Source organism: Streptomyces sp. CLV115, from assembly GCF_038448545.1.
Classification (GTDB): domain Bacteria; phylum Actinomycetota; class Actinomycetes; order Streptomycetales; family Streptomycetaceae; genus Streptomyces; species Streptomyces sanglieri.
Window position 1 is genome coordinate 1 of sequence record NZ_JBCEWQ010000223.1, and the last position, 10,471, is coordinate 10,471.

The following is a 10,471-nucleotide window of genomic DNA, read 5'->3' on the forward strand; positions in this document are numbered from 1 at the left end:
GCCGGGGGCGGGGCCGGACGGCACGGCCGTCAACGAGTGGCTGTGACCAGTGCTCGTCAGAGACCAGGCTCTACGCCTGGGTCATCGTCGGCGAGCACGGCCAGGTCATCACCTACGAACGCCATGTCGCCCGGAACAGCGCCGAAGCCCGCCACCGCACCCGCACCCGCACCCGCACCCGCACCCGCACAAGAAGAAACGAAAGAGAGAAGCACGATGCCCATCATCAACATCGACGCCTGGGAGGGCACCAGTGACGAGCAGACGCAGGAACTGCTGACTGAGGTCACCGAGACCGTGCACCGCGTCACGAGCATCCCGCGCGACAAGATTCTCGTCCTGTTCCACGCCAACCCGGTCAAGTACTGGGCGCAGGGCGGCGTCCTCGCCTCCGACCCCGACTTTCTCGAAAAGTCGCGTCAGCACTGAAGTACATGAAGCACGCGAAACAGCGCACGCCGATGCTGGTCACCGAGCACCACTGATTGTGGCCCTCTCTCGACGCCAAGAGGGCCGCGTCACTCGGGTCGCAGGCCACTGCGCCTTTTCCAGCATCACGCTGACGCGTGATGAAGGACGAGGACGGCCTGGACGACCGCCGTGAGGTCGCCCGGTGGGTGGGGTGCTCGGGCCCGCCGCGGCCCGGCCGCCACCCAGCCCACAAAGGGCCGGTCCGGGACGGGTGCTCAAGCCAACCTCGTTGTGGCTGTCCTCCGATCAGCCCGGACCGGCGAGCGCAGCAATGTTGATCTCGCGGGGGAAAAGCAGTCGAGCGGGCCGCGGGAAGCCGCCGGGCGGCCCTCTCCACCGACTGCACCCCCGCCGACGTTCCGTAGGCCGCCCGGATCCTGCGACCGCTCACCGGGAGACGGCACGCTGGATGGCGCGCGCAGAGGCCGCGCGCCGGCTCCGTATTCGGTATCGGCGACATCCACCAGCTAGTGCAGGAGCCTTACGGGCGGCTGCCGCTGTCCGATGGTCCTGCTGAATCAGGCTGTACACGGCGGAGCGCTCGGCGGCCGACAGCTCGGGATAGGCCGGGGAGCCCATGTCCGTATCCGAGCCGTCCCGACTTTGGGCTCCCGATCCGGGTCACCGTTGCCAATTTTGAATCCATCTCATGCCGGTCCTGGTGCCGGTAGAGTTCGCGGGTGACCATTCCCCCTGTCCACCCGCGACCGGCCCTCAGGGCGACTACGAGCCATCCGGGCCGCTGACATGGCGCCCTTCGTGTACCGCATCACTCCGTACGACCCTGCTGACCTCGACGCCGCGGCAGGCGCAGACAGCACCTTCATCGCGTATGACTTGAGGGAAAGCGTCGCTGCTGCCTGTGTGGCGGCCGTGGCCGGGTTCGCGCTCGATGCCGCTGTCGAGCAGGTGACGATCGACAATCCCATGGCCGAGGGGTTCTTCTCCTTCTCCGTCCTCGCGGGAAGAGGGGGGAACGGGCTGAGCGGGCTCTTCCCCCATGACAGCGTCGGGTTCCACGACGGCGCGCGTGTCCCGCTCGCCACCGGTCTCGGGTTGCTGCGGGCGATGATGCTGCGCGAGGGCGCCTGGTGCCGGCTGCAGGCGGACAATGGATTCTTCGTCCATGTCGGCGACCGGGACGACATATACGTCGGTGGCGGCCGGGACCAAGAGAACGCCGTGTCCCGCACCCGCGTTCTTGGGCTGTTCGCCGACCGGGTCGCGAGCTCACCCTACGACCCGGCCCTCGACGAGACCGACGACTCGCGGGCCGCCGACGAGGAGTTCTGGTCCGAGGTCGGCGCACTGGTCGCGGACCGCGGCGGGGTCCTGCTGGAGGAGCGTCCCTCCGGCAACGCCTACCGCTGGCACCGCCTGACGGCCGCTCACGAGGTCGAGACTGTGCATGAGCGTCTGACCCCACGGGCGCGGCTGGCGGTATGGCCGGACCTCACCGACGACGTCGAGGCGATCCGCGCCGCCGTCGTGCGCGGGGAACGCCTTCACCTGCTCGTACGGCAGTATCCGGGCGGGGGGTTCCACAGGGCGTGTGTCGCCGAACCGGGCATGGGACGGGCAGACGTGCCGAATCCCCAGATCACGGCGGGCCCGGGCCACCGCGTTGCGTTGGTTCCGCTGGAACGAGCAGATCGCCATCCGCTTCTCGCGGCAGTGCTGCCCGACGGGGACGGCGTCCTTCGGGCACGCTGGCGCACCAATCGCAGCCGGGCCGAGGAGCGGCGGACGTTCCTTGGCTCGCTGCGAGTGGGCGAGGCTGTCACCGGCGTTGTCGCGACGGGTCTCAATGACATCGGGGTGTACGTGCACCTCGATGACGATCTGGGCCGTTTCCTCGGCTTCCTCCGTGTTCCCGAGATGTCCTGGACCCGTTTCGACTCGGTGGACGACATTGCCCCCGTCGGTCGGGAAATCCGCGCCGAGATCATCAGCATCGACTTCGCACGGGAGCAGGTGAGCCTGTCCATGAAGGCGCTGCAGCCCGATCCCTGGCAGCACTGTGCCGATACCCACAAGGGCGGGGACACGGTCTCGGGGACGGTGACCAAGCTGGTGCCGTTCGGCGCGTTTGTCCAGGTGGAAGAGGGTGTCGAGGGCCTCGTCCACCTTACCGAATTGGTCGATCACGACGTCGGACACCCGCAGGAGGTGCTCGCGCCCGGCGACCAGGTCCGCGTAGCCATCCTTGACGTGGACCGCCAGCGTCGCCGCATCAGCCTTTCGCTCAAACGCGCCCAACTGGAATGAGGGCAGCAGTACCGCATGAGCCCTCAATGATCACGCCCAGGTGCGCCTCGACTCCACCGCGCTGACCCCCAGCGCGCGCTGAGAGGAGCCGTTGGCGCGCCCACGCAGCTACGAGCTCTGACCGGAGCGGACGCGGCGCCGGCGCGAGGGCCGCATCGCCGTCGCCCCCAGGTCGAGTGGCCGCGCCGCGAACGCCGGGGCGGACGCGGCGCCGGGGCGACTCCCGGGCGCCGCTGCTCCTGTGCTGCCACCCAGCGTTGTCGGAGCCCAGCCGGATCGCCCTGACCCTGCGCAGGGTCGAGGGCGGCTGCAGGCGGCGATCGCCGCCGTCCACGACGAGGCCGAGCATGTCGATGCCACCAACTGGCCGCAGATCCTTGCCCTGTAGGCCTGTTGGAGCACCTCGCGCCGAACCCGGTGGTCGCTCTCAACCGCGCAGCTGTCGCGATGACACATGGCTCTGCCGCCGGGCCCGACCTGCCGGCGACCCTGGAATCCGACTGGCGCGCCGCACACCACCATCGCCTGCTCGCAGTCCGCGCCCATCTCCTGGAACAACTCGGCGACCACGAGGCGGCGGCCCACGCCTACCGTGAGGCGGCTCGACGCACCAGCAGCGCATCGGAGCGACGCCACCTCGCCTCCCGCACGGGCCGGCTCACCCCGAACAGGACTGATCAGCAAAGCCAAAGCGCCTACGTACTGCTCGTGCACCACAGCCGTGCACGAATCGGCCGGTGGGCCACCGAGCTCCACGGTCGCGCGGACCTTGACGGTGCCCTGCTGCCTCGGGCCACGTCGATGGCTTCGGACCAAGTGCCGGTACCACCGACAGATCGGTCCGAGGCGAGAGTCAGTCCTTGTTGGTGCCGAGGGCATGGGCTCTTGAGCTGACCGGGTTGGCGGTGGCCACCAGGGGGTCGCCTCTCCCCCGGTCCGGTGGCCCTACTGCTTGCCCCGCAGGCTGCGGGACCGGATCGGTGCCCGCAGCCTGAGGGCCTCAGCGATCCCCGGATCACCACCGGGTCACCGGGTCACTCCCACGGCACCTCCACCGATCGGTGGTATCGCCACCCGAGCCCGGACCACCGCGGCGCATGCGTGGCCAGCCGTACCCGGTATTCCTCCCATCCCCGCCCGTCGACCGGCGACCATCCGATCTCCGCGATGCCGGGGAGCCGCGGCAGCGTCATGTACTGCACCTCCTGGAAAGTCGCCACCCGCTCCGTCCACAGCGCGGACTCGGCGCCGTGCACCTGGCTCTCGGCGACGCCGGGGATGTAGGTGACCGGATCCCAGGTGTAGCCGTCCTGTACATCGGTGTAACCGGCCCAGTCATGCCCGTACGGCGTGTCGGCGTCGTACTTCATGTCGAAGTACGCCTTCTTGCTGGGCGAGAGGACGAGCTTGGCGCCCTGTGCCAGCGCGCCCTGTGCCTTTGCGGCGTTGGCCCAGAACTGGACGAGAGTGCTGGGGGCGATGTCGGCGAGGCCGACCTCCTCCCAGCCGACCATCTGCTTGCCGAGGCCGTGCACGGTCTGCTGGGCGCGGCTGATGAAGGAGCGGTAGTCCTCGGGTTTGGTCGCCAGCGCCTCGTCACCGCCGATGTGCAGGTAGGGGCCGGGGGTGAGGTCGGCGAGTTCGCCGAGTACGTCGCCGATGAACCGGTAGGTGAGGTCCTTGTCGATGCACAGCGAGTTGGGGATGCCTTTCTCGCCTGTGTAGAGCGGCGGTGCTACGCCGTCGCAGGTGAGTTCGGCGTAGCTGGCCTGGGCCGCGTTGACGTGGGCGGGCATGTCGATCTCGGGGATCACCATGATGTGGCGTTCCGCGGCGTGGCGGACGATGTCGGCGTACTCCCGTTGGGTGAAGTAGCCGCCGGGGCCGCCGCCGACCTCGGTGGAGCCGCCGTAGGTGGCCAGGCGGGGCCAGCTCTTGATCTCCAGGCGCCAGCCTTGGCTGTCGCTGAGGTGCAGGTGGAGGCGGTTGATCTTGTACAGAGCGAGGATGTCGATATAGCTCTTCACCTCGTCGGCGGTGAAGAAGTGCCGTGCCACGTCAAGCATGGAACCGCGCCAGGGGAACCTCGGGGCGTCGTCGATGTGCAGGGGGGAGATCGTCCACGGACCGGTGTGCGGGGTGGCGGACTCCGCTGCGGCGGGGAGCAACTGGCGCAGGGTCTGCGTCGCGTGGAAGAGGCCGGCCGGTTCGGCGGCGCGCAGGTGGACGCCGCCGTGGGTGACGTCGAGGCGGTATCCCTCGGCAGAGGGGGTCTCGTCGTCGTCAGCCAGGGTGATGGCTTGTGGGGCTGCGCCGGAGTTGACCACCGGGACGGCATGGCCCGTGGCCCGGCGCAGCCAGGTGGCGAGGTACTCGGCTGTGCGGCGGGCCTCGTGGGCCCGGTGGCGCACCACGACGGCGGTGTCAGCGGTGATCTCGAACGGCCGGCCGCCGAGCATCTGCAGCGAGCGGGGCTTGGGGATGAGCGCGGGCGCGGGCGGTGCGACGGGCGCGGTGCGGGCGGGGGCCGCGATGGCGGTGGCGCTGAGGTGGGTGGCACCGGCGAGGCCGACGGCGCCGGCAAGGAGGATGCTGCGGCGACGGGGGCTGTGCTGCATCGTTCGTTCTCCTCTCAGGCCAGGGTGAGGTGGGGTTCGAGGGTCACCTCGAAGAGGCGGTCCCAGGGCAGTTCGATGTGGATGTCGGTGATGTCGGCGAGCTTGGCGGTGCGGGTGGTAGCGCCGCGGCGGCCGAGCAGGAGGTGGTGGCCGGCGAAGTGGTCGGTGAAGTACTGGCGGGTCGCCGGGGCGAGGCGGTCCTGGACCCAGCCGTCGAAGAACACCTTCTGCTCAGCCGTCAGGTTCATGGGGGTCCACCCCCTGGCCGTGGCCTCCGCGTAGGCGGCCTTCTGGATGACGTTCTTCCAGTGGTCGTCCTTGACGAACCGGTAGAGCAGGTACTCCGCGTGCGCCCGGCCCGGCCCGGTCAGCGCGGGTACCCCCAGTCCGCTGGTCGAGCGGTGCAGGAACGCCCAGCGGGCGGTGGCATGGGCCAGGGCCAGACCGAGGGCGTTGCCGCCGGTGTTCCAGCCGGAGTACGAGAGCAGCGCGGCCAGGTCGACCCGCTGTTCCAGCTCGGCCACCAGGTCGTGGTCGGCGCGGTTGACGAAGACCGGGTCCACCACGACGACCGACTCCCCGGCCGCCGTCAGCCGGGCGACCCGGCGGGCGAACGAGGCGAGGTCGGACGCCCGCTGACTCTCGCTCACCGAAGGGGTGTTGACCATGAGCACCAGGTCGGCGCGGCCGCTGACGACGGTGCCGCCGACGGACTTCACGTGCCGGCGGATGTTCTCCGCGAACGGGATGCCCTCAAGGCTCGCCGTCCACTGCTCGCCGGAGATCCCGGCGTACTCCACCCGGTAGGTGGGGGCGATCCCCGCGGCAATCAGCCGGGCGACCAGCAGTGCGTCCACCTCGTCCGCGCCGGGGAAGACCTCGACCCGCCGGCCGACCCCCAGCTGATCGACCAGCTTCTCAAGTTCGACGCGTTCGGCCCTGGCCAGGCCCACCGGGGCAGTGTCGTCCTCGGAGAGCACCAGATGGCTGATGGTGCCGTCGGCGACCCACTCGACCATCTGCCGGTTGACCTCATGGTTGCGGGCCCGCGCCGTCAGGTAGTCGTCGACCACCGCGTCCGGGATGGTGGCCCGGACTGCCACGAGCCGGGGTCGCAGCTCTTCCTGGCCGAGGTTCTCCACCTGGTCGTACAGCTTGGCCCACTCGACCAGCGCGGCCACGTACTGTTCGAGGTCGGGGTTGCCGGGGGTCAACGCGAGGCGCTGGATGGTGTCGTGGACCACGATCTGCGCGCTCGGCCGGGCGGCCCGCAGTGCCCGGATCGCCGCGATGTTGGCCCGCGCCGACTCAAGAGTGGGCGTGCCCGTGCGGGAGGCGATCAGGCCTCCGTAGGCGAGCATGCTCACCGAGATCACGTACTCGTCGGCGCCGACCGAGCCCAGCCAGCGGGCGACGGCCGCGCCGTCCCCGGGCTGGAAGAAGCGGCCGAGGGCCTTGCGCGGCGGCAGTGCGAGGTCGACGCCGGCGACGGCGGCGGTCATGGTCGGGCAGTAGACGTTGACGGGCCGGTCGTCGAGAGGGACGAGGGCGATCCGGCGGCTCGGACGTGGGGCGGCGGTGGCGGCCTGCGGGGCGAGGCCCAGCAGCGGGGCGGCCAGGACGGCGGTTCCGGCGGTAAGGACTGTGCGTCTTCTCATCGGGGGTGCGCTCCGTTCGCGTCGGCGTGAGCAGGAGCTGTCCGGGCCAGCTCCCTGGTCAGGTACAGGGGTGAGGTGATGGCGTTGCCCACCACCACGGCGTGTGCCCCTGCGGCGTAGGCGCGTCGCAGGTCGTCCGCTGTGCGGTAGCGGCCCTCGGCTATCACCGGAACGGACAGCCGCGTGACCAGGCGTTCCAGCAGGCCGAGGTCGGGCCCCGGGGTTTTCGGGGCGTGCGAGGTGTAGCCGGAGAGCGTGGTGGCGACGACGTCGGCGCCTGCGTCGGCTGCGGCGTGTCCCTCGGCCTCGGTGGACACGTCTGCCAGGACGAGGACGCCGGCGGCGTGCGCGGCGGCGACGACGGCCGGGAACGGCTCGGGCCGCGGCCGGTCGGTGGCGTCGATGGCGACCAGGTGCGCCCCGGCCTGCGCAATGGCTCGGGCGTGCCTGCTGGTCGGCGTGATCGTCACCGGCCCGGGGCCGTCCTTCCACAGGCCGATGACCGGCACGTCTACGGCCGCCCGCACGGCGGCGATGTGGTCGGGGGTGTTGGCGCGGATGCCGGCGGCGCCGCCGAGGGCCGCGGCTGCGGCGACCCTTGCCTGCACAGATGCGTCCCGCATCGGGTCGGCGGGTTCGTCCGGCAGCGGCTGGCAGGAGACCACCAGGCCGCCGCGGAGGATGTCGAGAACGTTCACTGGGGCTCCGTCTCGGTGGTGTGCGGGAAGGTGACCGGCGGATGCCGGCTGGGATCGGCCGGTAGGCGCGTGGCCTGCCGGGTCATTGCCGCCCTGGCCGCGCCGACGGCGACCGCTGCGGCACCGAGCGCGGCCGGGACCAGCGTCACGTCGGCGTGGACCGGTAGCCGCTCGGCGGCGTAGGCGCTGCGGGTGTGCGGCAGCAGTGCTTCACCGGCGCCTCCGGCCAGCACCACCGTCTGCGGGTCGAGCAGCGCCACCAGGCCGGCGAGGGTCCGGCCGAGAGCGTGGCCGGCGGTGGTGAGGACCTCCACGGCGGTTGCGTCGCCGGCGGCGCAGCGGGCGGCGACCTCACGGCCGGTGACGTCCGTCCCGGTGCGCAGCCGGTAGGCGCGGGCGAGCCCGGTGCCGGAGGCCACGCCCTCCAGGTGTCCGGTGCGCCCGCAGCCGCAGGTCAGCTTGTCGGCGTCCGGCGCCGGAAGATGGGCCATCTCTCCGGCGCCGCCGCGCGCTCCGTGGTCGACGGCGCCGTCGCGGACCAGGCCGCCGCCGAGGCCGGTGCCGACGGCGACCAGCAGCACATGCGCGTGACCGCGGGCGGCGCCGGCCCAGCTCTCGCCGAGGGCGGCGGCGTTGACGTCGTTGTCCACCACGACGGGCCGGCCGATGCGCTGAGCCAGGGCCTCTGCCACCGATGTGCCGGCCCAGCCGGGCAGGGAGTCGGTGGCGTACCGGACGACGCCGGTGGCCGGGTCGATGACGCCCGCGGCGCCGACGCCGACCGGACCGGTGCCGCCGAGGCGCCGGGCCAGGTCGGCGGCGGTCCGCAGCACCGCGTCCGGGCCCTGCGCGGCCGGGGTGTCGGCTCGCGTCTGGTCGAGCACGGCGCCGTCGGGTCCGACGAGGGCGGCCAGCGTCTTGGTGCCGCCGATGTCAATGCCGAGTGTGGCGTTCACTTCAGCCCCGTATGGGCGAGGCCCTCGATGAACTGCTTCTGGGCGATGACGAACACGACCAGCACAGGGATCGCGGTCAGCGACGCCGCGGCGAGCTGGACGTTCCACATGGGCCCGCCGTAGGAGTCCATGTACTGGGTGAGTGCCTGCGGCAGGGTGAACTTCTCCGGCGAGGAGAGGTACACCACTGGTTCCAGGTAGAGGTTCCAGCTCTGCAGGAAGGTGAAGATCCCGACGGCGCCGAGTGCCGGCCTGGCCAGCGGCAGGGCGATCCGCCAGAACGTGCCGAAGTAGCCGATGCCGTCTATCCGGGCGGCCTCCTCCAGTTCGTGGGGCAGGCTGATGAAGAACTGCCGCATGATGAACGTGGCCAGGACGCTCGGCGCGCCGAAGATCGGCACCAGGATCAGCGGCCAGTGGGTGTTAATCATGCCGAGGTCGTTGAACATCTGGAAGAGCGGGACGATGGTGACCTCGCTCGGGATGAGCAGGCCCACCAGTACCACCAGGAACAGCACGTTCTGGCCGCGGAACTTGATACGGGCGAAGGCGTACCCGGCGAGCGAGGACACGATCATCGTCCCCGCCGTCACCAGCGCGGCGATATAGACGCTGTTGACGTACTGCTGGACGAACGGGCGCCCGTCGAAGACGTCCCGGTAGGCCGAAACCGTCGGGTTGGTCGGTATGAGCTGTGGCGGGTAGGAGAAGATGTCGCTGACGGGTTTGAACGACGACGTCACCATCCACCAGGTCGGGAAGACGAAGGGGATCGCGAGCACGCAGAGCAGGCCGTACAGGGCGACTCGGGCGCGCAGCGGGATTTTACGATTCATAGAAGACCCACCTCTTACGCAACTGCCACTGGAACACGGTGAGCGCCAGCACGATCAGCAGCAGCAGGATGGACAGGGTCGCGCCATAGCCGAAGTGATGGAACTGGAAAGCCTGCTGATAGAGGTAGTAGACGAGCACGGTGGTGGACAGCTTCGGGCCACCCTGGGTGAGCACCGCGATCTGCGCGAACACCTGGAGCGAACCCACAATGGTGATCACCGACGTCAGCAGGATCGTCGGGCTGATCAGCGGCAGAGTGATGGACCGGAACCGGGTCCACGCGCCCGCACCGTCGACCCGTGCCGCCTCGTACAGTTCCTTGGGCACGCCCTGGAGCGCGGCCAGGAACAGCACCATGTTCAGACCGACGTTCTTGAACACCTGCACGACGATGACCGAGAACATGGCGGAGCCCTCGCCGCGCAGCCAGTTGGGCCCGTCGATGCCGACGGTGTGCAGCAGGCCGTTGATGCCGCCGTCGGCCTGGAGCAGGAAGCCCCACACGATGGTCCAGGCGACCAGCGATACCACGACGGGAGAGAAGAACAGCGTGCGGAACACCGTCATCCCGCGCAGCTTCTGGTTGAGCAGGACGGCGAGCAGGAGGGCCAGGCAGAGGTTGAGCACCACCAGGCCGACCGAGAACAGGGCCGTGGACTTCAGCACCTGGGGCAGGTTGGCGTCGTCCAGAAGCTTGGTGTAGTTGTCGCCGCCGGTGTAGTGGAAGTCGCCGGCCAGCACGTTCCATTCGTGCAGGCTGAACCGGACGACCAGGGCGATGGGCAGCAGTACGAACACGACGCTGCCGAGGAGTTGGGGGGAGATGAACGCGAGACCGGCGAGCTGGTCGCGTCGGCGCCGGGTCCAGAACGGACGTCGCGTCGGCTGCCCCGGGGGGGGGGGGGGGGGGGGGGGGGGGGGGGGGGGGGGGGGGGGGGGGGGGGGGGGGGGGGGGGGGGGGGGGG

8 protein-coding genes and 1 pseudogene are annotated in these 10,471 nt (G+C 70.4%); 3 read left to right on the forward strand and 6 right to left on the reverse strand.

The annotated features are described in order from the left end of the window. The first annotated feature begins 216 nt into the window (after positions 1-216). The 3 genes and pseudogenes from AADR41_RS39040 to AADR41_RS39050 form a co-directional block, all read left to right on the forward strand. Entirely contained in the window at positions 217-429 is a 213-nt protein-coding gene (locus AADR41_RS39040; protein WP_342286972.1) for a tautomerase family protein, read from the forward strand. Between the two features lie 801 nt (positions 430-1,230). Beyond that, positions 1,231-2,739 carry a S1 RNA-binding domain-containing protein gene (locus tag AADR41_RS39045; protein ID WP_342286974.1) on the forward strand — a complete coding sequence of 503 codons (1,509 nt, stop codon included), beginning with the start codon at positions 1,231-1,233 and terminating at the stop codon, positions 2,737-2,739. 295 nt (positions 2,740-3,034) lie between these two features. After that, a pseudogene (locus AADR41_RS39050) lies at positions 3,035-3,399 on the forward strand (RNA polymerase sigma factor); the annotation flags it as partial. Between the two features lie 374 nt (positions 3,400-3,773). On the opposite strand, the gene AADR41_RS39055 reads toward AADR41_RS39050, so the two are convergent. The 6 genes from AADR41_RS39055 to AADR41_RS39080 are packed head-to-tail and all read right to left on the reverse strand — an operon-like array spanning position 3,774 to position 10,304. Continuing rightward, a complete protein-coding gene (locus AADR41_RS39055; protein WP_342286975.1) occupies positions 3,774-5,357 on the reverse strand; it encodes a beta-N-acetylhexosaminidase in 1,584 nt (527 codons plus the stop codon). Positions 5,358-5,371: 14 nt separating this feature from the next. Next, positions 5,372-7,015: a DUF4127 family protein gene (locus AADR41_RS39060; protein WP_342286976.1), complete on the reverse strand. Its 1,644-nt coding sequence runs from the start codon at positions 7,013-7,015 to the stop codon at positions 5,372-5,374. Continuing rightward, positions 7,012-7,713: an N-acetylmannosamine-6-phosphate 2-epimerase gene (locus tag AADR41_RS39065; RefSeq protein ID WP_342286977.1), complete on the reverse strand. Its 702-nt coding sequence runs from the start codon at positions 7,711-7,713 to the stop codon at positions 7,012-7,014. The genes AADR41_RS39060 and AADR41_RS39065 overlap by 4 nt, the downstream gene beginning before the upstream one ends. Continuing rightward, positions 7,710-8,669 (reverse strand): ROK family protein, encoded by a 960-nt coding sequence (locus tag AADR41_RS39070; protein ID WP_342286978.1) that lies wholly within the window; start codon positions 8,667-8,669, stop codon positions 7,710-7,712. Before AADR41_RS39070 ends, AADR41_RS39065 begins: the two co-directional genes overlap by 4 nt. Further along, complete coding sequence (locus tag AADR41_RS39075) at positions 8,666-9,505, reverse strand: carbohydrate ABC transporter permease (protein ID WP_342286979.1); 840 nt, start codon at positions 9,503-9,505, stop codon at positions 8,666-8,668. Before AADR41_RS39075 ends, AADR41_RS39070 begins: the two co-directional genes overlap by 4 nt. Continuing rightward, positions 9,495-10,304 (reverse strand): carbohydrate ABC transporter permease, encoded by an 810-nt coding sequence (locus AADR41_RS39080; RefSeq protein ID WP_446751190.1) that lies wholly within the window; start codon positions 10,302-10,304, stop codon positions 9,495-9,497. The genes AADR41_RS39075 and AADR41_RS39080 overlap by 11 nt, the downstream gene beginning before the upstream one ends. Positions 10,305-10,471 lie beyond the last annotated feature (167 nt).